Annotated in this window: 23 protein-coding genes; 10 read left to right on the top strand and 13 right to left on the bottom strand. The window is 72.2% G+C overall.

Features of this window, described 5'->3' with window-relative positions; all coding sequences use genetic code 11:
• From VGO20_RS14200 to VGO20_RS14230, 7 genes are all read left to right on the top strand, one after another.
• On the top strand, window positions 1-1,035 hold the full coding sequence (locus VGO20_RS14200; protein ID WP_327503018.1) for a branched-chain amino acid ABC transporter permease: 1,035 nt from the start codon (window positions 1-3) through the stop codon (window positions 1,033-1,035).
• Window positions 1,032-1,787 carry an ABC transporter ATP-binding protein gene (locus VGO20_RS14205; protein WP_327503019.1) on the top strand — a complete coding sequence of 252 codons (756 nt, stop codon included), beginning with the start codon at window positions 1,032-1,034 and terminating at the stop codon, window positions 1,785-1,787. The genes VGO20_RS14200 and VGO20_RS14205 overlap by 4 nt, the downstream gene beginning before the upstream one ends.
• A complete protein-coding gene (locus VGO20_RS14210; protein ID WP_327503020.1) occupies window positions 1,780-2,496 on the top strand; it encodes an ABC transporter ATP-binding protein in 717 nt (238 codons plus the stop codon). The genes VGO20_RS14205 and VGO20_RS14210 overlap by 8 nt, the downstream gene beginning before the upstream one ends.
• Before the next feature lie 2 nt (window positions 2,497-2,498).
• The gene (locus VGO20_RS14215) at window positions 2,499-3,281 is read left to right on the top strand and encodes an alpha/beta fold hydrolase (RefSeq protein WP_327503021.1); all 783 of its coding nucleotides are present in this window, start codon (window positions 2,499-2,501) and stop codon (window positions 3,279-3,281) included.
• Window positions 3,278-4,303 (top strand): MBL fold metallo-hydrolase, encoded by a 1,026-nt coding sequence (locus VGO20_RS14220; RefSeq protein WP_327503022.1) that lies wholly within the window; start codon window positions 3,278-3,280, stop codon window positions 4,301-4,303. The genes VGO20_RS14215 and VGO20_RS14220 overlap by 4 nt, the downstream gene beginning before the upstream one ends.
• 383 nt (window positions 4,304-4,686) lie before the next feature.
• Window positions 4,687-5,298 (top strand): DUF998 domain-containing protein, encoded by a 612-nt coding sequence (locus VGO20_RS14225; RefSeq protein WP_327503023.1) that lies wholly within the window; start codon window positions 4,687-4,689, stop codon window positions 5,296-5,298.
• Between the two features lie 95 nt (window positions 5,299-5,393).
• Entirely contained in the window at window positions 5,394-6,842 is a 1,449-nt protein-coding gene (locus VGO20_RS14230) for a DUF4157 domain-containing protein (RefSeq protein WP_327503024.1), read from the top strand.
• On the opposite strand, the gene VGO20_RS14235 is transcribed toward VGO20_RS14230, so the two are convergent.
• The gene (locus tag VGO20_RS14235; RefSeq protein ID WP_327503025.1) at window positions 6,839-7,717 is read right to left on the bottom strand and encodes a DUF1289 domain-containing protein; all 879 of its coding nucleotides are present in this window, start codon (window positions 7,715-7,717) and stop codon (window positions 6,839-6,841) included. The two genes, VGO20_RS14230 and VGO20_RS14235, sit on opposite strands and share 4 nt — an antisense overlap.
• 146 nt (window positions 7,718-7,863) lie before the next feature.
• Between VGO20_RS14235 and VGO20_RS14240 the strand changes: the two genes are divergently transcribed.
• Entirely contained in the window at window positions 7,864-8,208 is a 345-nt protein-coding gene (locus VGO20_RS14240) for a hypothetical protein (protein ID WP_327503026.1), read from the top strand.
• A gap of 2 nt (window positions 8,209-8,210) precedes the next feature.
• Here the strand turns inward: VGO20_RS14240 and VGO20_RS14245 are convergent, their stop codons facing one another.
• The 12 genes from VGO20_RS14245 to VGO20_RS14300 all read right to left on the bottom strand — a co-directional run bounded on the left by VGO20_RS14245 (window position 8,211) and on the right by VGO20_RS14300 (window position 20,534).
• Window positions 8,211-9,434, bottom strand: coding sequence for a thiolase family protein (locus tag VGO20_RS14245; protein WP_327503027.1), 1,224 nt, complete (start codon window positions 9,432-9,434; stop codon window positions 8,211-8,213).
• 4 nt (window positions 9,435-9,438) lie between these two features.
• Window positions 9,439-11,277 (bottom strand): feruloyl-CoA synthase, encoded by a 1,839-nt coding sequence (locus tag VGO20_RS14250; protein WP_327503028.1) that lies wholly within the window; start codon window positions 11,275-11,277, stop codon window positions 9,439-9,441.
• An 8-nt stretch (window positions 11,278-11,285) separates the two neighbouring features.
• Window positions 11,286-11,990: an ABC transporter ATP-binding protein gene (locus VGO20_RS14255; RefSeq protein WP_327503029.1), complete on the bottom strand. Its 705-nt coding sequence runs from the start codon at window positions 11,988-11,990 to the stop codon at window positions 11,286-11,288.
• Window positions 11,990-12,757 (bottom strand): ABC transporter ATP-binding protein, encoded by a 768-nt coding sequence (locus tag VGO20_RS14260; RefSeq protein WP_327503030.1) that lies wholly within the window; start codon window positions 12,755-12,757, stop codon window positions 11,990-11,992. Before VGO20_RS14260 ends, VGO20_RS14255 begins: the two co-directional genes overlap by 1 nt.
• Window positions 12,754-13,779, bottom strand: a complete 1,026-nt coding sequence (locus VGO20_RS14265) for a branched-chain amino acid ABC transporter permease (protein WP_327503031.1) — start codon at window positions 13,777-13,779, stop codon at window positions 12,754-12,756. Before VGO20_RS14265 ends, VGO20_RS14260 begins: the two co-directional genes overlap by 4 nt.
• Entirely contained in the window at window positions 13,776-14,642 is an 867-nt protein-coding gene (locus VGO20_RS14270; RefSeq protein ID WP_327503032.1) for a branched-chain amino acid ABC transporter permease, read from the bottom strand. The genes VGO20_RS14265 and VGO20_RS14270 overlap by 4 nt, the downstream gene beginning before the upstream one ends.
• A 70-nt stretch (window positions 14,643-14,712) precedes the next feature.
• Window positions 14,713-15,966 (bottom strand): ABC transporter substrate-binding protein, encoded by a 1,254-nt coding sequence (locus VGO20_RS14275; RefSeq protein ID WP_327503033.1) that lies wholly within the window; start codon window positions 15,964-15,966, stop codon window positions 14,713-14,715.
• A gap of 108 nt (window positions 15,967-16,074) precedes the next feature.
• A complete protein-coding gene (locus VGO20_RS14280; protein WP_327503034.1) occupies window positions 16,075-16,869 on the bottom strand; it encodes a crotonase/enoyl-CoA hydratase family protein in 795 nt (264 codons plus the stop codon).
• 3 nt (window positions 16,870-16,872) lie between these two features.
• Entirely contained in the window at window positions 16,873-17,295 is a 423-nt protein-coding gene (locus VGO20_RS14285; RefSeq protein WP_327503035.1) for an acyl-CoA thioesterase, read from the bottom strand.
• Between the two features lie 98 nt (window positions 17,296-17,393).
• On the bottom strand, window positions 17,394-17,930 hold the full coding sequence (locus VGO20_RS14290; protein ID WP_327503036.1) for a MarR family winged helix-turn-helix transcriptional regulator: 537 nt from the start codon (window positions 17,928-17,930) through the stop codon (window positions 17,394-17,396).
• Complete coding sequence (locus VGO20_RS14295; protein ID WP_327503037.1) at window positions 17,923-18,738, bottom strand: RluA family pseudouridine synthase; 816 nt, start codon at window positions 18,736-18,738, stop codon at window positions 17,923-17,925. The genes VGO20_RS14290 and VGO20_RS14295 overlap by 8 nt, the downstream gene beginning before the upstream one ends.
• Entirely contained in the window at window positions 18,738-20,534 is a 1,797-nt protein-coding gene (locus VGO20_RS14300; RefSeq protein WP_327503038.1) for a sensor histidine kinase, read from the bottom strand. Before VGO20_RS14300 ends, VGO20_RS14295 begins: the two co-directional genes overlap by 1 nt.
• 169 nt (window positions 20,535-20,703) lie before the next feature.
• On the opposite strand from VGO20_RS14300, the gene VGO20_RS14305 reads away from it, so the two are divergent.
• Window positions 20,704-21,519 (top strand): CE1 family esterase, encoded by an 816-nt coding sequence (locus VGO20_RS14305; protein ID WP_327503039.1) that lies wholly within the window; start codon window positions 20,704-20,706, stop codon window positions 21,517-21,519.
• A 300-nt stretch (window positions 21,520-21,819) separates the two neighbouring features.
• Window positions 21,820-22,638, top strand: coding sequence for a ferritin-like domain-containing protein (locus tag VGO20_RS14310; RefSeq protein WP_414639821.1), 819 nt, complete (start codon window positions 21,820-21,822; stop codon window positions 22,636-22,638).
• Window positions 22,639-22,651 lie beyond the last annotated feature (13 nt).

Raw genomic sequence — 22,651 nt, forward strand, 5'->3', positions numbered from 1 at the left:
ATGCTGACCGACAAGCTCCCGGGCGTCGCCGCGCTGCTGCTGGCGGGGCTCGCCGCCCTCCTGCTGTTCCCGCTGTTCGGGTCCGCCTTCTACGTGCAGCTCGTCGCGAAGATCATGATCCTCGCGGTCTTCGCGATGAGCCTGAACCTGCTGGTGGGGTTCACGGGGCTGGTGAGCCTCGGCCATGCCGCCTTCTACGGGCTCGCGGCCTACATGCTGGTGTTCCTGTCGCCGGAATTCGAGGCGGCCGGCTTCTGGTGGACGCTCGGCGCCGCGGTGCTGGCCTCGGCCGGGGCGGCGCTGGTGATCGGCGTCTTCGTGCTGCGCACGACCGGCATCTACTTCATCATGGTGACGCTCGCCTTCGCCCAGATGCTCTACTACCTGTTCCACGACGGGCAGTTCGCGGGCGGGTCCGACGGCGTCTACATCTACTTCAAGCCGGACGCGACCCTGTTCGGCTTCCAGCCCTTCGACCTTGAGAACCAGCAGCATTTCTACTACGTGGCGCTCGGCGTCATGGTCCTGGCCTACCTGCTGCTGCGGGTGATCCTCCAGTCGCCTTTCGGCCACGTCGTCGCGGGCATCCGCACGAACGAGCACCGCATGCGCTCGCTCGGATACCCGACCTTCCGCTACAAGCTCGCGAGCTTCGTGATCGCCGGCGCGCTGGCCGGCGTGTCGGGCTACCTGTCGGCCGCCCAGTTCGGCTTCGTCAACCCGGAGCTGATGGGCTGGCACGTCTCGGGCGAGGTGCTGATGATGGTGATCCTGGGCGGCATGGGGTCGGTCTTCGGCCCGATCCTCGGCGCCTTCTCGATCGTGCTGCTGGAGGAGCTGTTCGCCGACCTGACCAAGCACTGGCTCCTGCTGATGGGCGGCTTCATCATCATGACCGTGCTGGTGCTGCCGCACGGGCTGTCGGGCCTGCTCGCCTCGGCGCTTTCGCGCGTCGGCGCCGGCCGGCGCAAGCCCGTGCCCGAGACCGGCCCGCCCGGTGCCGCTCCCGCCGCGGAGCAGGGAGGCCGGCAGTGAGCGAGGCGATCCTCTCCACCAGCGGGCTCAGCCGGTCCTTCGGCGGGCTGACCGCCGTCGACGGCCTGTCGATCGAGTTCCACATGCGGCGGATCCACGCCGTGATCGGCCCCAACGGCGCCGGCAAGTCGACCTTCATCAACCTGCTGTCGGGCGACCTGCCTCCCTCGGCGGGGACGATCCGCTTCGACGGGCGCGACGTCACCGGGCTCTCCGCCGACCGCGTCTCCCAGCTCGGCATCGGCCGCAGCTACCAGAAGACCAACATCTTCCCGGACTTCACCGCGTTCGAGAACTGCCGGCTGGCGGCACAGTCGCGCCTGACCTCCTCGATGCGCTTCTTCCGCCCGGCGCTGCGGCTCTCTCGCGTCAACGACGCGGCGCGCGCGGCGCTCGACGCGGTCGGGCTGGACGGCCGCGCCGAGGTCGTCGCCTCCGCGCTCAGCCATGGCGAGCAGCGCCAGCTCGAGATCGCGATGGTGCTCGCGACCGGGCCGAAGGTCCTGCTGCTCGACGAGCCGCTCGCCGGCATGGGGGCGGAGGAATCGGCCCGCATGGTGGCGCTGCTGGAACGCCTCGCGCGCGAGCACGCGATCGTCCTGGTCGAGCACGACATGGACGCCGTGTTCCAGCTCGCCGACCGGCTGACCGTGATGGTGAACGGCCGCCTGCTGGAGAGCGGCACGCCCGAGGAGATCCGCTCCAGCCCCGCGGTCCAGGACGCCTATCTGGGAACCGGCGAGCATGACTGACACCGACCTGATCCGCGCCGAGGGCCTCCACGCCTTCTACGGCGCCAGCCACGTCCTGCACGGCGTCGACTTCGCGGTCCGGCCCGGCGAATGCGTCGCCCTGATGGGCCGCAACGGCATGGGCAAGACGACGCTGCTGCGCAGCGTGCTCGGCCTGCTGCGCCAGCGTTCGGGCACGGTATGGGTCAAGGGCCGGCCGATGACCGGCGCCGCCCCCCATGCGATCGCGCGCGCCGGCATCGCCTACGTCCCCGAGGGGCGCGGCATCTTCGGCAATCTCAGCGTCCGCGAGAACCTGGTGATGGCCGCGCGCCCCGGCCTGGACGGCCGGCGCGACTGGACGTTCGAGCGGGTGCTGCAGACCTTCCCACGCCTGGCCGAGCGCCTGGGGAACGGCGGCAACCAGCTCTCCGGCGGCGAGCAGCAGATGCTGACGATCGGCCGCGCGCTGATGACCAACCCCGACCTCCTGATCCTCGACGAGGCGACGGAGGGCCTCGCCCCCCTGATCGCGCGCGAGATCTGGACGATCCTGCACCGCGTGCGCGCGACCGGCATCGCCAGCGTCATCGTCGACAAGAACTTCCGGGCGATCTCGGCGATCGCGGACCGGTGCGTCGTCCTGGTCAAGGGGCAGGTCGTGTTCGACGGGGCGAGCGACCGGCTGGCGCACGACCCCGACATCCTGAAGCAGCATCTGGGAGTGTGAGGGTGCCCTTCCTGACCGCCGCGGGCCGCCGCCTGGACTACCGCTGGATCGAGCCGGGGCGGCCGGGCCGGCCGGCCCTCGTCTTCCTGCACGAGGGGCTCGGCTCGGTCGAGCTGTGGAAGGACTTCCCCGACCAGGCCGCCGAGGCGACCGGCTGCGGCACGCTCGTCTACTCGCGCTACGGCTACGGCCGCTCCGACCGGCTGGAGGGGCCGCGCGGCGTCGACTACATGCACCGCGAGGCGCTGGACTCGCTGCCCGCGGTGCTGGACGCCCTGGACATCCGCGAGCCGGTGCTGGTCGGCCACAGCGACGGCGCCTCGATCGCCCTGATCCATGCCGGGACCGGCCGCTGGAGCCCCCGCGGGCTGGTCCTGGCCGCCCCCCACGTCTTCGTCGAGGACGTGACGGTCGAGAGCATCGCGGCCGCGAAGACGATATACCGCGAGACGGACATGCCACGGAAGTTCGCCCGCTACCACGACGATCCCGACGCGACGTTCCGGGGCTGGAACGACATCTGGCTCCACCCCGATTTCCGCGCCTGGAACATCGAGGAATACCTGCCCGGCGTCCGCTGCCCGATGCTGCTGGTCCAGGGCCTGGACGACGAGTACGGCACGCTGGCCCAGCTCGACGCGATCGAGCGCGGGGCCGGCGGCCCGGTCGAGCGGCTGGAGCTTGCGGACTGCCGCCATTCCCCTCACCGCGACCAGCCCGCCGCCACGCTCGCCGCGATCGCGCACTTCGTCGACGCGCTCGCCCCGGCCGGAGACCGGTCGTGACCGCCGCCCAGGGCCTGCCTCCGGTCCCTGCCCCGGGCACCATGGCCGAGGTCGCGCCGGGCATCCGCTGGATACGGATGCCCCTGCCCTTCGCGCTCGACCACGTGAACCTGTGGCTGCTGGAGGACGGGGACGGCTGGACCCTGGTCGACACCGGCCTCGGCAACGACGCGACGCGCGCGCTGTGGCACGAGATCCTGGAAGGCCCCGCCGCCGGCCGGCCGATCCGCCGGATCCTCGCGACCCATTTCCACCCCGACCATCTCGGCCAGTCCGGATGGCTGGTCGAGCGCACCGGGGCCGAGTTCCTGATGACGCGGACCGAATGGCTGACCGGGCGCATGCTCGTGGGCACGGGCGAGGAGGCCGGCGAGATCCAGGCCGCGTTCTTCCGCGGCCACGGCCTGCCGGGCGGGCAGGCCGACGGCCTGGCCCGGCGCGGCAACGTCTACCGGCGCCGGGCGCCGTCGGTGCCCGCGACCTACCGCCGGATCACCGGCGGCGAGGTGATCGCGATCGGCGAGCGGCGCTGGCAGGTCGTGATCGGCGAGGGCCACTCGCCCGAGCAGGCCTGCCTCTACAGCCAGGACGGCCGCATCCTGATTTCGGGCGACCAGATCCTCCCGCACATCACGCCCAATGTCAGCGTCCAGTGGTTCGAGCCGGAGGCGAACCCGCTGGCCGACTTCCTCGGCTCGGTCCGCCGCTTCGGCCAGATGCCCGAGGACACGCTGGTCCTGCCCTCCCACGGCCGTCCCTTCTGCGAGCTGGCGCGCCGCCTCGCCGCCCTGGAGCGCCACCACGCCGCCCGCCTGACCGACCTGATGGACGCCTGCGCGGACGAGGGATGCACCGCCTACGAGCTGCTGGACGTGCTGTTCCGGCGCAAGCTCGACGACCACCAGATCGTCTTCGCCATGGGCGAGGCGATCGCGCATCTGGCCTACCTGGAAAACGACGGCCTGCTCCGGCGCGAACGCGACGGCGACGGGCCGTGGCGCTACCGCGCTGTCGGCGGGTAGCGCCGCCTGGTTTCGCGTGAGGCCGGACACTCGCGTCGATTCCATGCTGGAAACGCGTCGCCAGAAGCCCACCCGCACCAGCGCTCCTTGCGTAGTTCCACTGTTTCCCACTCGACTTCAATATTTTCCTTTTGCAGCGCACCCTCTGGCGTGACGACGCACGCGCCGTCGCAGAAAAGCCGGAGGACCACGTCCTCGGGCCGCCGCAGGCGGCACTGCGGCGTGTATTTGGTTCGCGTGAAGGACGGGGAACGGCGCGTCGGTTCGCGCAGTTACACAGGATGCGCCACGGCCGGCGGGAAGCACCGCCGGAACGCGCCGCCGAAACGCGCCGCCGAAACGCATCGGGAAAAGGAGCGATGGTAGGAGACGACGCAATCCCAGTGGCCACACGCCGCCTGGTCCGGACCTGCGGCCTGATCGGCCTGTTCGGATGCCTCGTGGCCGTCGTGACGGACGTGATGGGCTGGATACTGGTCGACGGCTACGACCCGATCAGCCAGACCATCAGCAACCTGGCGGTCGGCCGGTGGAGCTGGCTTCTCGACCTCGGCCTCTACCTCCTCGCCACGGCCTGCTTCGCGACCGCGGTCGGGCTGGCGGCCCGGCGCCTCGGCGGCGCGTCCTGGACGTTCGCCGCCGCCGCCGTGGCGCTTCTCGGGATCGACGTCATCGTCGTCGCCGCCTTCGACGAGTATGCGGGCACCACCAATCCCGGTGCCGACGTGCATTCCGCCGCGGTCTACGCCCTGGGGGCGCTGTTCGCCCTCGCCTGCCTGCTGGCGGTCCCGGGGCTGAAGCGGCTACATGGCTCCCTCGGCCGGTTCAGCCTGGTGGTCGGCCTGGCCTGGATCGTCCTGGCGCCGCTCTTCTTCCTCGTCCCCAACGCCTGGGACGGCGCCTACGAGCGGTTCCTGGCGCTCATCCTGCTGGGATGGCTGGCGACGATGGCCTCGCGGGTCCTGCTCCGCGCGCACGACGGCGCCCTGGCGTAAGCCCCGCCACGGCACTCGGCACCCGATCTTTCGGGGAGTGCGGCGCCCCGCGCGCTGCTATACTCGTCCGCGATGCAGGACTGCCGAGGACGACCATGACCGCACGCTTCAGGCCGCCCCCGATCGCCCCGGTCCGGGGCGTGGCCCAGCCGCGCATGGCGCCGTCCGGCGCCGGTGCCAGGAACGGCGCGCCTCCGCCGCCGGCTGCCGCCGCTGCCCGGCACTTCGCGCCGCCTCCGATCGCCGGCGCCACGGGCGGCGCGCTGCGGGCCGGCATCGTCCAGGGCCGCTTCGTCGGCGCGCCGCGCGTCGCCCAGGCGCGCGGGGCCGGTGCGGGCGGGCGCCCCGGCGCCCTCGCCCTGCCCGACGAGGTCAGGCTCCCCGCCGGCGGCGGCGCGCCGCTGCCGGACGGGCTGCGCACGCAGATGGAAACCTTCTTCAAGGCCGATTTCTCGGCCGTGCGGGTCCATGTCGGGCCGCAGGCGCCGGCGATCGGCGCGCTGGCCTTCACGACCGGCACCAGCATCTTCTTCGCCCCCGGCCAGTACCAGCCCACGACCGTGCAGGGCCGCATGCTGCTGGGGCACGAACTCGCCCATGTCGTGCAGCAGCGCAGCGGCCGGGTGCGCAACCCGCTGGGGTCCGGGATCGCCATCGTCCAGGACGGGGCGCTGGAGGCCGAAGCCGACCGCCTCGGCCGGCAGGCCGCCCTGTCCTGCCCTCCCGCCCATGGCGGCGGACGGTCGGTGCAGGCCGCGACGGCGCCGGGCCGCCAGCTCCGCGGCGCGCCGGTCGTCCAGCGGATGCAGCACAACGCCCCGTTCTACGTCCCGACCGAGCAGGAGGCGCCCGTCTATTACGAGGTCCGCGACATGCGGACCAACAACGGCAACGTCCTCTCCGACAACAAGGTGCGCGGCAACCTGTTCGAAGCGGCGTCCAAGCAGGAGTTGGAGAGCATGGGCCTCTTCAACGCCGTCTACGACGCCAACCTGATCATCACCAACTGCCCGGCCGTGGACTTCATCTGCCTCGACTTCGACAACCAGCTGAAGTTTGCCCAGTGCAAGAACCATCAGAACGCGCAGGGCTACATAACGGATATCGGCGCCAGGGGCGACGATGCGATGCTCTTCGTCAAGAAGATGGTCTCGCGCACCCTCCAGGGCGTCGTCGTCGCCGAATCCCAGAGGATGAGGCAGTATGCCACAACCAACAACATTGGACCTCTGCAGGAATTCCTGAACTCAATCGATCAATATTACAACTTCAATCCCAATTCCAATAACGGCAACAGCGAATACGTCGACAAGAACGACGCGCCCGTCAAATGGATGAGGGACAGGATCTTCTTCCCCGTCCCCGAGGACATCGCGCTCCAGCTGCCCTCCCAGTATGCCTATTGCTGCATCATCCTCGAGCGGCGGACGCAGGACTTCTCCAAGATGCTGGACCTGATGAACTACAAGGTGACCCGGACGTCGAAGCAGGTCCGGATGGACGAGGAAAACGACGAGTATCGCCCCCCCGGCAACGGTCTCTAACGCCTGGATCCCGCGGTGCCATGGAACGTCGCCGCGGGGACATAGGCCTCCGGCAAATCGATGCCCGGCGGCAGGTCGTGCCCGAGGGCGAGCAGGTCGGGCAGCAGATGCGTATGCGGCCCCTCGGGAGAACGGCCGCCGGGAGGCGGGATCGGCGTGCCGATCTCCGCGCGGCCGATGCCGGTCTCGACGACGCGGGTCGGCCCCGCCTCGACGATCGCCGCCCCGGCCGCCGCCAGCACCTCGCCCAGCGGCGCGCCGGCGAGGCCGCGCAGCCGCGCGGCCAGCGCGGGTTCGGCGACACGGACCATGAAACGGGTCGCGGTGCGCCCGAGGCCGAGGTCGAACAGGACCTCGCCGCGCCGGGCCGGGTCGATGGCGGCGTGGTCGGGGCCGATCTCCGTCAGGCCCGACGCGACGGGTAGCGCCAGCCGGCTGCGATGCAGCGCCAGGATCACCGCCCGCACCCCGTCCCCTTCGGGGTCGTGCACCTGGATCGCCCGCGTCGTCTCCCCGATCGCCAGCCGCAGCGCACCGCCCGGCGCCGTCGCGACGACCGCATCCCCGTCGTCCGAGACGGCGCAGCCGGCCGCGACGAACTCGGCCGAGGCGCCATGGCAGCCCAGGACCCAGGTTCCGCCCGCCGCCATCGTTTCCCGCACGAAGGCGCGGATGTCCTCCGCCGTCCAGGCCGGCCGCCGCAGCCCGACGCCGAGCGCGCGCAGCCGCCCCGGCAGTTCCTCCCAGACCGCGCGCCGCCAGACCTCGCCGCCCGCGCGCCAGCCGCCGATCTCCGCCTCGCTCCGCCCGCAGCCGCGGCAATAGCCGGTCGCCGCGTCGTACTCGCACACGCCGATGCAGGGACTCGCGATCATGCGCCTCTCCGGTGCATTCCGTTTCGCCGGGCGAAGGTTGAGCACGGGGCGGCGGGTCGCCGCAACCGGAATTGCCCCGGACCGGCCGGGAACCACGCGCCATCCGTGCCATTGAAGACGCAGGACCGCCACCGCCGGAGACACGCATGCACGCCAGCCGTGCCCAACGGGCCGAACGGGCCGCCCGGGTGGTCGAGCGGACGTGCCAGGCCGGCATCGCCGTCCTGTTCGCCGGCGCCGCCTGGATCGGCACGCCCGACACCTCGGCCCTGGCGCGCGAGGCCAAGATCGTCGTGTTCCCGCTGGCGCTCGACCGGGCCGACCAGGTCCGCGCGGTCGCGGCCGCCTCGGGCCTGCCGCTCGCCACCGGCTGGCTGCCGAACGTCATCCTCGCCGTCCCCGGCGACGAGGCGTTCGCCGGCGGCGTGCGCGCCCGCGGCGCCTGGCTCGTGTTCGACGCGGCAGGCGTCGCCGGCTGCCTGGGTTGGTAGCCTCAGGCGGCTTCCAGCAGCACCGCGATCCCCTGCCCGCCCCCGGCGCACGCACTCGCCACGCCCAGTCCCTGTCCCGACCGGCGCAGCTCGCGCGCCAGCGTCAGCGTGCAGCGCACGCCGGTCACGCCGAGCGGATGCCCGATCGCGATCGCCCCGCCGTTGACGTTGACCCGCTCGCGCTCCAGGCCCAGCTCCCGCTCGACCGCCAGGTACTGCGCGCCGAACGCCTCGTTGATCTCGAACCGACCGATCCGGTCCAGCGGCAGGTCGGTCTTGCGCAGCAGCGCGCGGATCGCCGGCGCCGGTCCGATGCCCATCACCTCCGGCGGCACGCCGACCGACGCCCCCGCGACGATCCGGGCCAGCGGCTTCAGCCCGTGCCGGCGGACGAAGTCGCCGGACGCCACCAGCACCGCCGCGGCCCCGTCGACGATCGCCGAGCTGTTGCCCCCGGTCTGCACCCCGCCGAAGGCGGGCTTCAGCTTTGCCAGCACGTCGCGCGGCGTCGGGCGGACATGCTCGTCCTCGGCGAAGCTCTCGACCCCGCGCGGCAGGGCGAGGCGGCGCGGCCGGTAGCCCTCGGCCGCGAACTCCTCCGTCCTCAGCGGCACGATCTCGCCGGCATGGAACCCGCCGTCGCGCGCCGCGACCGCCGCGGCGAAGCTGCGCGCGGCGTAGTCGTCGACCTCCTCGCGCGTGATGGCATAGCGCTCGGCGAGTTTCTCCGCCGTCTCGCCCATGCGGATGCCGGGCGCGGTGTCGAGGGTCGCCTCCCACAGGAAGTCGCGGAAATCGACCTGCCCCATGCGGAAGCCGGAGCGGTGCGTGAAGGCCGCGACGGGGTTGCGCGACATCGACTCGGCCCCGACGCACAGCGCCAGATGCCCGCGGCCGAGCGCGATGTGGTCGGCGCCCTGTAGGATCGCCTCGAAGCCCGAGCCGCACAGCCGGTGGACGAGCAGCGCCGGCACCTCGACCGGGACCCCGGAATAGAGGCCGACATGGCGCGGCAGGTAATAGGCGTCGAAGCTGGCCTGCGCGACATTGGCGGCGATCACGGTATCGACCGCCGCCGGGTCGACGCCCGCGCGCCCGATCGCGGCGCGCGCCGCCGCGATCCCGAGATCGGTCGGCGAGACGGTGCCCAGCGTGCCGGCGTAGTCGGCGAAGCCGGTCCGCACGCCGTCGACCAGCCAGATGTCGTCATAGGTGGACGCGGTCACGGCGTCAGTCCTCCAGGCGGATGATGTCGGGGTCCGGATGCGCTGCGTGCAGCCGTTCGACCAGTGCCGCGCGGCAGGTCAGGACGGCGCGCTGGTTGATGTAGCCCTTGTCCGTGATCTCGTTGGCGTCGATCGAGGGCGGCTCGGTCGTCACCACGGCGCGCGCGACCCGGGTCGAGCTGCCGCCGCCCGCCGCCAGCGTCCCGAGCGCCCGGCGGATCGCGCCGCGCACCCGCTCGTCGCGCACCAGGTCGGCGATCGGCGCGTCGGCCCCCAGGTCCGGGCACAGCGCGCGGCAGCCGGCGGCACTCGGGAACACCAGCAGCCCGATCTCGTCCCGGTCGTGCCCGGTGACGACGGCGTCCTCGACCGCCGGCGCGGCCGCCGCGATCGCCGCGACCCTCAGCGCGCCGACATTGACCCAGGTGCCGCTGGCCAGCTTGAAGTTCTCGGCGATGCGGCCGTCGAAGACGATGCCCGCCCCCGGGTCCTCCGGATCGACGAGGCGGCCGGCGTCGCCGGTCCTGTAGAACCCCTCCTCGTCGAAGGCCGCCGCCGTCAGCTCGGGCTGGCGCCAGTAGCCGGGCGTGATGTTGGGGCCCCGCACCCGCAGCTCGAACTTGCCGCCGTCGGGGACCATCTTGACCTCGTTGCCCGGCGCCGGCACGCCGATGTTGCCGGCGCGCCCGATCGGGAAATGGACGCAGGTCACCATCGGCGCCGTCTCCGTGGCGCCCCAGGCCGAGACCATCGGCACCCGCCGCCCGAGCACGTCGTCGCCCAGGCGCTCCAGCCGCTCCCACAGGCTCTGCGGCAGGGCGGCCCCGGCATAGAAGATCAGGTCGAGGTCGCCGAAGAAGCGCCTCGCCAGGTCCCGGTCGGCCTCCAGATGGTCCAGCAGCATCGCGAAGCCGCGCGGGACGTTGAAGTAGACCGTGGGCGCCACCTCGCGCAGGTTCGCGACCGTCCGCTCGATCAGGCCCGGGACCGGCTTGCCCTCGTCGATATGCAGCGTCCCGCCGTTGCGCAGCACGAGGTTGAAGCAGAAATTGCCGCCGAAGGTGTGATTCCACGGCAGCCAGTCGACCAGCACCGGCGGGCGCCCCTCCAGGAACGGCCAGCACCGCGCCAGGCTCTCCTGGTTGGCGCACAGCATGCGCTGGGTGTTGACGACCCCCTTGGGCTGCGCGGTCGAGCCGGAGGTGAACAGGATCTTGGCGACCGTGTCCGGGCCGACCGCGGCATGGGCCTCGTCGACCGCCGCCGTCGGCGTCGCGCCGAGATCCGCGAACGCCGTGGCGCCGGCCGGCACGCCGGACGAGACGACCGGCTCCGCGCCGGCGAAGTCGACCGTCTCCAGCACGCGGCCGTAGCGCTCGCCGTCGTCGGCGAACACCAGGCCCGGCCGCACCAGCTCCGCGATGTAGCGGACTTTGCCGAAGTCCTGGGACAGGCGCGAATAGGCCGGCGAGACCGGCACGACCGGCACGCCGACATGCATCGCGGCCAGTGCCAGCAGCGCGTGGTCGATGCCGTTGTCGGACAGCACCATCACCGGGCGGTCGGGCGACAGCCGCCGGTCCAGCAGCGCCTGCGCGATCGAGCGCACGCGCGCCAGCGCCGCGGCGTAGCCGACTCGGCGCCACTGCCCGTCCGCGCCGCGCTGGGCGAGGAAGTCGCGGTCCGGCGTCTCGGCCGCCCAGCGGGCGAGATGGTCGTCCAGGCAGCGCGGGTCGGCGGTCACCCTGTCCGCCGAGCGCAGGAGCAGGCTGCCGTCGGGACGCCGCTCGACCCGGATGTCGGGCCGGGCGAAGGCGGATGTGGAGATGGTCTGCTGCAGCATCGCTAACCTCACAGGCCGATATAGGCGCGGCGCACTCCCGGGTCGTCGAGCAGGTCGGCCCCGGTCCCCGTCATCGCGATGCGCCCGCTCTCGAGCACGTAGGCCCGATGCGCGAGCGACAGCGACTGCGCGACGTTCTGCTCGACGAGCACGATCGTGAACCCGTCCGCGTTGAGCTGGCGTATGATCGCGAAGACGTCCTGGACGATGGTCGGGGCGAGGCCGAGCGACGGCTCGTCGAACATCACCAGCCGGGGCCGGCCCATCAGGCAGCGCGAGATCGCCAGCATCTGCTGCTCGCCTCCCGACAGCGTGCCCGCCGCCTGGCCGAGCCGCTCCGCCAGCCGCGGGAACAGCCCCAGCACCCGGTCCATCATCTCTCTTGCGCCCGACCGCGCGCGGGGCAGGCTGGCGCCCAGTTCCAGGTTCTCGCGCACGGTCATGGTCGGGAACACCTGCCGGCCCTCCGCGACCTGGCCGATGCCGAGATTGCAGACGCGGTGGCTCGGTTCGCCTGCGATCTCGGCGCCTTCGAACCGGATCGAGCCGCGGGCCGGGCGGTTCATGCCGGCGATGGTGCGGATCAGCGAGGTCTTGCCGGCGCCGTTGGCCCCGACGATCGCGACGATCTCCCCCTCGCCCACGTCGAGCGCCACGTCGTCGAGCGCCTGGGCGTCGCCGTAGAACAGGTCCAGGTCGCGCACTTCCAGCATCAATGCGCCTCCCCGAGATAGCATTCCAGCACATGGGGGTCGCGCGCGACGTCCTCGGGCGCGCCCTCCGCGATCTTCCGGCCATGGTGCAGGACGACGATGTGGCCCGACAGCGCCATCACCGCGCGCATCACGTGCTCGATCAGCAGGATGGTCAGGCCGGTGCGCGCCGACAGGTCCTTCAGCGTCTCCACCATCGCGTCGACCTCGACCGGGCGCAGCCCCGCCATCACCTCGTCGAGCAGCAGGATCTTCGGCCGCGTCGCCAGCGCCCGCGCCGTCTCCAGGCGCTTGCGGTCCGGCAGGGTCAGCCCGCTCGCGGGAAGATGCGCCTTCGACGACAGGCCGAGCAGGTCCAGGATGTCCATCGCCGCGCGGCGGGCCTCGCCGACGCCGGGGCTGCGGTGCAGCGCCCCGACCAGCACGTTCTCCAGCACCGACAGCGCGCCGAACGGCTTCACGATCTGGAAGGTGCGCCCGATCCCGGCGCGGCACGCCCGGTCCGGGCTGATCCCGGTCACGTCGGCCCCGTCGAGCACGACGCTGCCGCCGCTCGGCGGCAGCGCGCCCGCGATCAGGTTGAAGGTCGTCGTCTTGCCGGCGCCGTTCGGGCCGATCAGGCCGACGATCGCGCCGCGCGGGACCGAGAAGCTGACGTCGTCGACGGCGCGCAGGCCGCGGAAGCTCTTCGACAGCCCGCGGACCTCCAGCAGCGGCGCGGCGGCCCCCGCCGGGGCGCCCGCATGGATGCTCGGGACGGCGCTCATGGCCGCGCCTCCAGGCCCAGCCGCCGGCGCAACCACGGCCAGATGCCGGCCGGGCGCAGCGCCACGATCACCAGCAGCGCGACGCCGTAGAACCACAGCTTGATCCCGTCCACGCCCAGCCCCTCGGTCGCGACCGTCAGCCCCTCGCCCAGGATATGCAGCAGGAAGGCGCCGAGGATCGGGCCGAACAGCGTGCCCAGGCCGCCGACGATCGGGGCGAGGATCATCTCGATCGAGCGGTGCATCGCGAAGGTCGTCTCGGGGTAGAGGTTGTTGTAGTAGAAGGCGAACACGGCCCCGCCGACCGCCGTCATCGCCGAGGACACCGCGATCGCCGCCATGCGGTAGCGGAAGACGTCGATGCCCAGCGCCGCGGCCGCGTCGGGGTCCTCGCGGATCGCCTGCCAGTAGAAGCCGACGCGCCGGCGCAGCAGCGCGTGGCACAGCGCCAGCGCCCCCAGGGTCATGGCCACCAGCACGTAGTAGAACATCGTCGACGAGCCGCGCAGGTACAGCAGGTCGTTGTCGGCCCGGTTCGTCACCGGCAGGAACAGCCCACCCGAGCCGCCTACCCAATCGAAATGGTCGAACAGGATGCGCGTGAACTCCGCGAACGAGATCGTCAGAAGCGCGAAGTAGACGCCCTTGACCCCGAACCGGAAGCTGAGCGTGCCGATCAACGCCCCGGCGGCGGCCGCGACCGCCGCCCCCGCGGCCATGCCGAGCCAGGGCGGCAGGCCCCAGTGCACGAACAGGGCGGACGCCGTGTAGGCGCCCAGGCCGAAATACAGCGCATGCCCCAGCGACAGCAGGCCGGCGAAGCCCATCATCACGTTCCAGGCCTGGCCGAGATAGGCCGCCATCAGGATCACGACCATCAGCGAGATCAGGAAGTCGCCCGCGACCGACGGCAGCGCCAGCAGCGCCGCCACCAGCAGGCCGAGCGCCACGGCGGCGCGCGGCGTCAGGCCCCAGATCCCGCTCTGGCGCGAACGGATCGCGCCGACGGCTTCGGTCGTCATTGCCGGGCTCCCATCAGGCCCTGCGGCCGCAGCAGCAGGACCAGTATCAGCAGGCCGAAGCTGAACATGCTCTTGAGCGACGGCGCGATCAGGAAGCCGGACAGCGCCTCCGACAGCCCGACCAGCACGCCGCCGAGCAGCGCGCCCCAGAAGCTTCCCAGCCCGCCCAGGATCACGATGATGAAGGCGAGCAGCGTGTAGTCCGCCGCGAGATAGGGATGGACGTCGACCAGCAGCACCATCAGGCTGCCGGCCGCGCCGACGCAGGCGGCGCCGATGCCGAAGGTGACGGCGTAGAGCTTGAGCACGTCGAGCCCGATCACCTGCGCGCCGACCTGGTTGTCCGCGCAGGCCCGGATCGCCTTGCCGAGATGCGTGAAGCGGAAGAACGCCCACAGCGCGAGCGCCAGGAGGACGGCCCCGCTCGCCGCATAGACCCTGACCTTGTCCAGCAGCACCGGCCCGACCTCGAAGCTGTCGAAGGCGTAGTCCAGCGGCACGCCGCGGGCATCGGGGCCGAACAGCATCAGGTTGCTGCTGGTGAGGACCAGGCCGAGCGCCAGCAGCAGCAGGAACTGGATGTGGTCCGGCATCGCGACGTAGCGGTTGATCAGCCCGCGCTGCAGCCCGTAGCCGGCCACGAACAGGGCGCCGGCGACGATCGGCAGCGACAGCATCGGGTCCAGCCCGAAGGCGCCGTGCAGCAGGAAGGCGCCGAACATGCCGATGACCATCATCTCGCCATGGGCGAAGTTGACGACCCGCAGCACGCCGAAGATCACCGACAGGCCGAGCGCCATGAGGCCGTACACGGCGCCGGTCAGGCAGCCCGCGACGAGGATGTTGAGATAGATCGAGAGCATGGGTCCACCCGCTCGCCCGCAGGGACCCGGGGCCGGCGCCGCGCGCGCCGGCCCCGGGGAACGCCCGGCCTCAGCCCCGGCTGCCCCAGCCCGGCATCGGGAACACCGGTTCCATCGTCGCGTTGGGCGCCGGCAGCACCACCTCCGGCCGGCCGTCGCGGTTCTGGATCGCGGCCGACTTGATGTTGAGGTTCTGCCCCTTCTCGTCGAAGCTGATCGGCCCGCCCAGCATGACGCGGTTCGACAGGTTGGTCGCGCGCAGCGCCTCGGTCAGCGCCTGCGGATCGGTCGAGCCCGCCCGCTTCGCGGCGTCCGCCGCGACCAGCACCGCCTCGAAGGTGAAGCCGACGTTGAGCTCGTAGGTCTCTTCCGGATGCGCCGCCTCGAACGCGGACTGGAGGACGCCGTTCAGCTCCTGCTTGGGGTCGAACCACGCGACGTTGGTGATGCAGTAGTCGGCGTTCTTGCCCAGCGTCTTGAAGAACTGCTTCTCGTACATGCCCGGGCTGCCGGGGCTGATGATGCCCATCGGCTCGTAGCGCTGCTTCACCATCTCGCGGACCATCAGGATCGCGTCGTTCAGGCGGGTCACGACGAGATGCAGGTCGGCACCCGCGGCCTTGGCCTTCGCGACCTCGACCGACAGGTCGCGCGCCTTCGGGTCGTAGGCGATCGTCTCGACGATCTCGAACGGCAGGCCGATCTTGGGGGCGAGCGCGTTGATCCCGCCCAGCATCGACTGGCCGAAGCTGTCGTTGACGTGCATCAGCACGGCCGTCTTCGGCGTGGCGCCGGTCGCCTGGAACAGGTCGTTCAGCAGCGACAGCCCGCCCATGCCGAGCATGGCGCTGGTGGGGAAGTTGCGGAAGACGTAGCGGTAGCCCTGCTCGGTGATCTTCGGGTCGGCCGCGATGTTGACGACGAAGGGCACGCCGCGCTGCTCGGCGACCTGGGCCACCGCCGCCGTGGTCGCGCTGTCGAAGCAGCCCATCAGGACGTGGGCGCCCTCGCGGATCAGCTTCTCCGCCTGGGTGCGGCCGACGTCCGGGCTCGACTCCGTGTCGGCGTTCATCAGCTCGACCGCGTAGCCGAGATCGGCCAGGATCGGCACCGAAATGTCGGCGCCGCGCTGGCAGGCCTGCCCGATCAGCGCCAGATGGCCCGAGCGCGGCAGCAGCACGCCGACCTTCACCGGGTCAGCCGCCCGGGCGAAGCGCAGCGGGCTGGAGGCGGCGAGCGCGAAGCCGCCCGCGGCGAGCGTCCAGCGGCCGAGGTCGCGCCGCGACGGACCGGTCGGGCGCATGGTTCGAGTGTCGTCGGTCATGGCATTTCCCCCTGTGGTTCCCGGTCGTCGGCGTCGCCGCCGCTCCCGTTGTCTATGCGTCGTCCAGGTACGTCGATCATCACATGGGCGACCGGCCCCGCGCCACGGTCACATGCCGTCCGCGCGCGGCCCCGCTCCAACCTTTCCCGCCTTCTTGCCCAGGAAGTCCTCCAGGCGCTCCCGCGCGTCGCCGCCGGTCTGGACCAGCGCCGCGACGAGCGATTCCGTGAACAGCCCGTCGGCCATCGACATGTCCTCGATGCGGCTGATGGCGTTCAGGATCGCGTAGTTGGACAGCGGCGCGTTGGCCGCGACGCGCCCGGCCAGCTCCAGCGCCTTGTCGAGGGCGCGGCCCGGCTCCTCCAGGTAATGCGACAGCCCCAGCCGCAGCCCGTCCTCGGCGCCGTAGGCGCGGCCGGTGAGCATCATCTCCACCATCCGGCCGGCGCCGATCACACGGGCGACGCGCACCGTCGCCCCGCCGCCGACGAAGATCCCGCGCTGGCCTTCGGGCAGCGCGTAGAAGGCGGTCCGGTCGGCGACGCGCACATGGGTCGCCGCCGCCAGTTCCAGGCCGCCGCCGATCACGGCGCCGTGCAGGGCCGATATCACCGGAAGCCCGCCGAACTGGACGGCCTGGAACACCCGGTGCCAGGCCTGGGAATGCGCCATCACCGCGACCGCGTCCCGGTCCCGATGCTCCGACAGGTCGAGCCCGGCGCAGAAATGGTCGCCCGCGCCGTGCAGCACCGCGACGCGCACCCCGGGCGGGGGGGCACGGAAGAACCGCTCGATGGAGCCGATCAGCGCGTCGTTGACCGCGTTGCGCTTCTCCGGGCGGTCCAGGCGCAGGACGGCGACCGCCTCCCTGACCTCGACCGAGAGATGCGGAAGACCGTCCATGCCTCAGCCCTCCCCTTCGAAAAGCCGGACCACCTCCGTCGGGATCGGGACGGCGCGGATGCCTCCCGGACGGCTCGGGTCCTGCGCCGCCCAGACGCGGGTCTCCCACCCCTCGACGGCGAGCATGCCGGCCTTCAGCAGCCGGTGGTGGACCTTGAAGCTGCTGCGGCCCCATTCGACGATCGCGGCCTCGCAGTCGAGGACGTCGCCATAGGCGGACGCGACGCCGAAGCTGGCCCGCGCGTCGACGAGCGGCGTGCCGATGACGCCGTAGCGCCGCCGGATGGCATCCATGCCGAGCCCGAGGTTCCTGAGCAGCGCATGGGTGGAGCCGTCGAACCAGTTGAAGTAATTGGGATAGTAGACGATCTCAGCGCCGTCGCAGTCGCCCCACGCAACTTGGATCGTCCGCCGATGGGTCCGCATCCCGCCCCCTGTCCCTCACGCGAAGGAGCATGCCGCGGTTTCGTTCACCCGTCAAATTGTTCTATCGATGAACAATCGGCGCAGCCGGCCGGCCCGGTTCAGCCGCCCATCATCTTGCGCAGCAGGGCCAGCAGGGTCTCGTGCTCCGCCGGGGTCAGCGCCGCGGTCACGCGGGCCTCGTGCTCGCGGACGAGCCGCTCCAGGTCGCGCAGCACCGCCGTTCCCGTGGCCGTCAGGTGCAGCGCACGCGAGCGCCGGTCGCTGGCCGACGGCACCCGGATCGCGAGACCGAGTTCCTCCAGGTGGTCGATCAGCGGCACCATCGCCGAGCGCTCGATGGCGAGCGCGTTGGCGAGCACGGTCTGGATCACGCCGGGATTGGCCCCGATCACGACCAGCGCCGAGAACTGGGCCGGCGTGATCCCGGTCCCGGCGAAGCCGCGCAGGAAGTCCTGCCAGATCGCGAGCTGCGCGCGTCGCACGAGGTAGCCGCTCAGCTCGGTCAGCATGCCGAGGTCGAGCTCGCCCGGCTGGACCGCCTCATCCGCCTTGCCCACGCCGCGCCGGCCCTTCCTGCGCCCGCCCGCGGTCCCCTTGCCCGCGGCCCCGGCCTTGCCTGCAATCGCGTCAGACATGGTCTTCTCCCGGTCCATGTTCCGGAGAAGACGGGATCGGCCGGACCTCCGCAACCGAAATCGGCCCCGGCGCGGTGGTCGCCGGCCCCAGCGGCCACCCTTCCGGCCACTCCTCCGGCGGCCTGCCGGCGTCGATGCCGAGGGCGGCGAGCGCCGCGCCGAGTGCAGCCGGCACCGGCGCCACCGCGACCAGCGGCGCCCCGTCCGGGTCGAGGGGAACGCGGATCGCGCGGGCGTGGAGGTGCAGCGGGCACGGGGCGGGCCGTATCGGGCCGTAGATGGGGTCGCCGAGGATCGGCGTGCCAAGCGCGGCGCAGTGGGCGCGAAGCTGGTGGGTGCGCCCGGTCTCGGGCCGCAGCTCCAGCCAGGCCAGGCGGTCGGACCGCGCCAGCACCCGGTACTCGGTGACCGCGGACCGGCCCGCCGCGTCCACGACCATGCGCGCGCCGGTCTCGCCCGCGACCTTCAGCAGCGGCAGGTCGATGCGTCCCGCCGGCTGCGCCGGGACGCCCGCGACCGCCGCCCAGTAGACCTTGTCGACCTTGCGCAGCCGGAACAGCCGGCCGAGCGACACGACCGCGGCCTCGGTGCGGCCCAGGACGAGGCATCCGCTCGTGTCCTTGTCCAACCGGTGGACGAGCCGAGGCGGCCCGCCCGGGCCGAAATCGAGCATCGCGAGCAGTTCTTCCAGGTGCTGCTGGACCTTGGCCCCGGCATGGACCGGCAGGCCTCCTGGCTTGTCCAGGACGACCACGTCGGCGTCGGCATGCAGGATGCGGGCGAGAATGTCCTCGGGCGCCAGCGCCATCACGCCGCCATGCCGGCATCGGCCGGCACCACGGGCACGACGATCACGAACCGGGTGCCGCGGCCGGGCCGCTCGACCCGGAACTCGCCGCCGAGCTGGCGCACGAACATCAGCACGAGCCTCATGCCGATCGTGCCCGGCGTCGAGGCGTCGAAGTCCGCGGGCACGCCGCGGCCGTCGTCCTCGACCTCGAGGCGCACCCGGTCCCCCGCGAGCGAGACGCGGACGTTGACCGAGCCTTCCTCGCCGGGGCCGAAGGCGTGCTTGAAGGCGTTGGTCAGCAGCTCGTTCACGACTAGCGCGAACGGGACGAGGCTGTCGGCCGGCAGCCACGCGTCCCCCGCGCCGACGTCGCACCGGATCGTTCCGGCCGGCCTGCCGTGGACCGCCGCGACGTGGCGGCACAGCAGCTCGACCTGGTTGGCGATGCCGGCGCGCGACAGGTCCTCGTCCTGGTAGAGGGCCTGGTGGACCATGGCGACCGCCTGGATGCGGCCGACGGCGTCGTCGAACTCGCGCCGGGCCCTGCCGTCCTCGAGGCGGCGCGCCTGGATGCTCAGCAGGCTGGACACGGTCTGCAGGCTGTTCTTGACGCGGTGGTGTATCTCACGGAGCAGCGCTTCCCGCTGCTCGAACGCCGTCCGCAGCTCCGTCTCCATCCGCTTGCGGCCGGTGATGTCGACCGTCGTGCCGACGACGCGCGCGGGCCGCCCGGCGCCGTCCCGCGCGATCCAGCCGCGGTCCCACACGTCGACCCAGCGGCCGTCACGGTGGCGCACCCGGTACTCGAACGCGTAGTGGTCGCCCTCGCCGCCCAGCACGCCCTCCATCGCCGTCTGGACCCGCTCCAGGTCGTCGGGATGGATGCGCCCGAGCCAATCGTCCCGCGTCGCGGGCACTTCGTCCGGCGAGAACCCGATGACGTCCGCCAGCCCCTCGGAGCGGAAGGACTCGTCCGTGCGCGGGTTCCAGTCGTAGACCATGCCGATGGCCGCCCTGGCCGCGAGGCGGAAACGCTCCTCGCTTTCCTTCAGCGCCGCCTCCGCGCGTTTCTGCCGGGTGACGTCGAACACCACGCCCACGAACCGGCGCGGGATGCCGTCCACGGTCCGCTCGATCTCGCCGCGGCATGCGAGCCAGCGCACGTCCCCCGCCGGCCGGACGATGCGGAACTCGCTGTCGAGCGGCCGTTCGCCCCTGGCGGCGGCGACCATCTGGGCGCCGACGGCGCCGCGGTCGTCGGGATGGACCATCGCGAGCAGCGCCGCCGGCGACGGCACCGCCCCGTCGGCCGGCAGGCCGACCAGCCGGAACAGGCTCGGCGACCAGGCCATGCTGCCGTCGGCGAGATGCCATTCCCAATCGCCCACGTCGCCCGCGTTCTGCGCCCGCCTCAGCCGGGCTTCGCTCGCGTGCTGGGCGGCCGTCGCCTGCGCCAGCGCGCGGACGGCCCGGCGCAGCAGCTCGATCGGGAGGCAGCCGATGCCGACCGCGATCAGGAAGGCGGTCGGGCTCCACAGCTCGCTCGCACCCGCCGAGAAGAACGGGGGAACGAAGAAATAGGCGCCGGCGGCACAGGCCAGGACGGCGGCGAATGCCGCCGGGCCGACACCCCCGAGGAAGCAGGTCAGGATGACCGCCGGGAACAGCGTGACGAAGGGACTGCCCGCCTCGGCCGGCGCGAGCAGCAGCCGCATCGCGACGGCGAGCGCGACCAGCGCCGCGGCCGCGCCGTAGGCGCGCGCCGGATGCTCGAACACGCTCAGCCGCTCGAAGACCCTCGCGACGCGAATCATCTTCGGCGCCGCTCTCGGCGCGGGTGGTCCATGGCCGCACTCCTCCGGACGTGCATCGAAGTGTACATCACGCCACCATTCCGACAAGAAGACTGGACATGCCATCGTGTCCGCAACTCCGGCCGGCGCGCGCCGTTATTCCGGCATGTACCGACGAAGGGCGGGCCGGATGGGTGCGATCGTTCCAGTTGCCGTGGCCTTGTTGCTCTCCGCCGCATCCGCGGCGGCCGCGGCGCCCTCTCCCGGCTGCGGGCGCGCGCCGCCCGCGGCACCGCCCGACGCGCTCTCCGTCGAGGGGGCTTCGCGCCCGCTGATCGTCGACCTTCCCGAAGGCTACGATGCCGACCGGCCGCACCGCCTCGTCGTGGCCTTCCACGGGCGCACCAGCCCGCCGGCCCGGGTCCGGCGCTACTACGACCTCGACCAGGCGGAGGGCGGCCGGACCATCTTCGTCTACCCCGAGGCCCGCCGCCAGGCGGACGGCACCTATATCTGGCGCATGCCCGAGGACCTCGTGCTGTTCGAGACGATCCTCGAGCGGTTCGGCGATCTCTACTGCATCGCCGGGGACGAGGTCTTCGCCGTCGGCCATTCGCTGGGCGCGACCTTCGTCAACAGCCTCGCCTGCGCGCGCGGGGACCTGCTGCGGGGCGTCGGCACCGTGGCCGGCGGCATCGCTCCCGAGGATTGCACCGGAAGCGTCGCCGCGATGCTGCTGCACCATCCCGAGGACGAACTGGTGCCGATCGATCTCGGCCGCGCGGCGCGGGACCTCCTGGTCGCGCAGAACGACCTGCCCGAGCGGCCGCGGCCAGCCGATCCCCGGGTCTTCAACTGCCGGCGCTACGGGTCCGCGGACGCCGACAACCCGGTCCTCTGGTGCCCGCACGACCAGGCCGAGACCGGGGCCGGCCGCTACTACCCCCACCAGTGGCCCGCCGGGACCGGCGAGGCGTTCATGGAATTCTTCGCGACCCTCGACTAGAGTGCTTCCGGTTCATCCGGAAGCACTCTGGGGCGCGACCGCGCCCCCGCCCCGCCCCGCCAGGGGCGAAAGCAAAGCCGCGGATGCGGCGCCGGCGTTTGAGGAACACGAAATCCCGGAGTGCTTCCGGTTCATCCGGAAGCACTCCGGGGCGCGACCGCGCCCCCGCCCCGTCAGGGGCGAAAGCAAAGCCGCGGAGGCGGCGCCGGCGTTTGAGGAACACGAAATCCCAGAGCGTTTCCGGTTCGTCCGGAAATGCTCTAAGGTCCGGCACCCGCCCCCCGGATCGACGCGATGCCGATGCCCACCCTCTCCCAGGCCGCCCTGTCCGTACTGGCCGCCGACGACCCCGCGGAAAAGGTGCGGCTCACCCGCGCGCACGCCGCCGCCTGGACGGCCGGCGCGATCACCGATCCCGGCGCCGATCCCGGCGCGGCGTCGCCGCCCGACCGGCCCGCCCGCCCGGCCCGACCCGAACTCCGCCCCACCCGCGAGATGCCGCCCCGCCGCAAGGCCGGCAGCCTGGCCGGGCGCGTGGCGCTGCTGCACGCGCTCGCCCATATCGAGCTCAACGCCATCGACCTCGCCTGGGACATCGTCGCCCGCTTCCGCAGCGCGCGCGAGGGCGGCGAGCCGCTGCCCCGCGCGTTTTGCGACGACTGGGTGCGCGTCGCCGACGAGGAGGCGACGCATTTCGAGCTGCTGTCGCGCCGGCTGTTGGAACTGGGCAGCGGCTACGGCGCGCTGCCGGCCCATGATGGGCTGTGGCAGGCCTCGCGCGACACCGCCCACGACCTCGCGGCCCGGCTCGCGATCGTGCCCCTCGTGCTGGAGGCGCGCGGGCTCGATGTCACGCCGGCGATGATCGCCAATCTCCGCCGCTTCGGCGACGATGCCAGCGCCGCCATCCTCCAGCGCATCCACGACGACGAGATCGGCCACGTCGCCGCGGGCCGGCGCTGGTTCGACTGGGTCTGCGCGCGGCGCGCGATGGAGCCGGCCGCCGCCTGGCGCATGCTGGTGGAGCGCCATTTCAAGGGCGGCCTGAAACCGCCGTTCAACGCCGACAGCCGCGCGAAGGCCGGCCTGCCACCGGACTTCTACGAGCCGGCAACCTGAAAACCGGGCCCGG

This window comes from Arenibaculum sp. (assembly GCF_035998295.1).
Taxonomy (GTDB): domain Bacteria; phylum Pseudomonadota; class Alphaproteobacteria; order Azospirillales; family Azospirillaceae; genus DASYHS01.

What these genes read in the sequence shown, in the direction of transcription:
- VGO20_RS14255 (WP_327503029.1), bottom strand. Translation starts at nt 11,990, where the DNA reads ATGCTGGAAGTGCGCGACCTGGACCTGTTCTACGGCGACGCCCAGGCG.
- VGO20_RS14210 (WP_327503020.1), top strand. Translation starts at nt 1,780, where the DNA reads ATGACTGACACCGACCTGATCCGCGCCGAGGGCCTCCACGCCTTCTAC.
- VGO20_RS14305 (WP_327503039.1), top strand. Translation starts at nt 20,704, where the DNA reads ATGGGTGCGATCGTTCCAGTTGCCGTGGCCTTGTTGCTCTCCGCCGCA.
- VGO20_RS14310 (WP_414639821.1), top strand. Translation starts at nt 21,820, where the DNA reads ATGCCCACCCTCTCCCAGGCCGCCCTGTCCGTACTGGCCGCCGACGAC.
- VGO20_RS14230 (WP_327503024.1), top strand. Translation starts at nt 5,394, where the DNA reads ATGACCGCACGCTTCAGGCCGCCCCCGATCGCCCCGGTCCGGGGCGTG.
- VGO20_RS14265 (WP_327503031.1), bottom strand. Translation starts at nt 13,779, where the DNA reads ATGACGACCGAAGCCGTCGGCGCGATCCGTTCGCGCCAGAGCGGGATC.
- VGO20_RS14290 (WP_327503036.1), bottom strand. Translation starts at nt 17,930, where the DNA reads ATGTCTGACGCGATTGCAGGCAAGGCCGGGGCCGCGGGCAAGGGGACC.
- VGO20_RS14235 (WP_327503025.1), bottom strand. Translation starts at nt 7,717, where the DNA reads ATGATCGCGAGTCCCTGCATCGGCGTGTGCGAGTACGACGCGGCGACC.
- VGO20_RS14300 (WP_327503038.1), bottom strand. Translation starts at nt 20,534, where the DNA reads ATGATTCGCGTCGCGAGGGTCTTCGAGCGGCTGAGCGTGTTCGAGCAT.
- VGO20_RS14285 (WP_327503035.1), bottom strand. Translation starts at nt 17,295, where the DNA reads ATGCGGACCCATCGGCGGACGATCCAAGTTGCGTGGGGCGACTGCGAC.
- VGO20_RS14200 (WP_327503018.1), top strand. Translation starts at nt 1, where the DNA reads ATGCTGACCGACAAGCTCCCGGGCGTCGCCGCGCTGCTGCTGGCGGGG.
- VGO20_RS14240 (WP_327503026.1), top strand. Translation starts at nt 7,864, where the DNA reads ATGCACGCCAGCCGTGCCCAACGGGCCGAACGGGCCGCCCGGGTGGTC.
- VGO20_RS14275 (WP_327503033.1), bottom strand. Translation starts at nt 15,966, where the DNA reads ATGACCGACGACACTCGAACCATGCGCCCGACCGGTCCGTCGCGGCGC.
- VGO20_RS14270 (WP_327503032.1), bottom strand. Translation starts at nt 14,642, where the DNA reads ATGCTCTCGATCTATCTCAACATCCTCGTCGCGGGCTGCCTGACCGGC.
- VGO20_RS14250 (WP_327503028.1), bottom strand. Translation starts at nt 11,277, where the DNA reads ATGCTGCAGCAGACCATCTCCACATCCGCCTTCGCCCGGCCCGACATC.
- VGO20_RS14280 (WP_327503034.1), bottom strand. Translation starts at nt 16,869, where the DNA reads ATGGACGGTCTTCCGCATCTCTCGGTCGAGGTCAGGGAGGCGGTCGCC.
- VGO20_RS14295 (WP_327503037.1), bottom strand. Translation starts at nt 18,738, where the DNA reads ATGGCGCTGGCGCCCGAGGACATTCTCGCCCGCATCCTGCATGCCGAC.
- VGO20_RS14260 (WP_327503030.1), bottom strand. Translation starts at nt 12,757, where the DNA reads ATGAGCGCCGTCCCGAGCATCCATGCGGGCGCCCCGGCGGGGGCCGCC.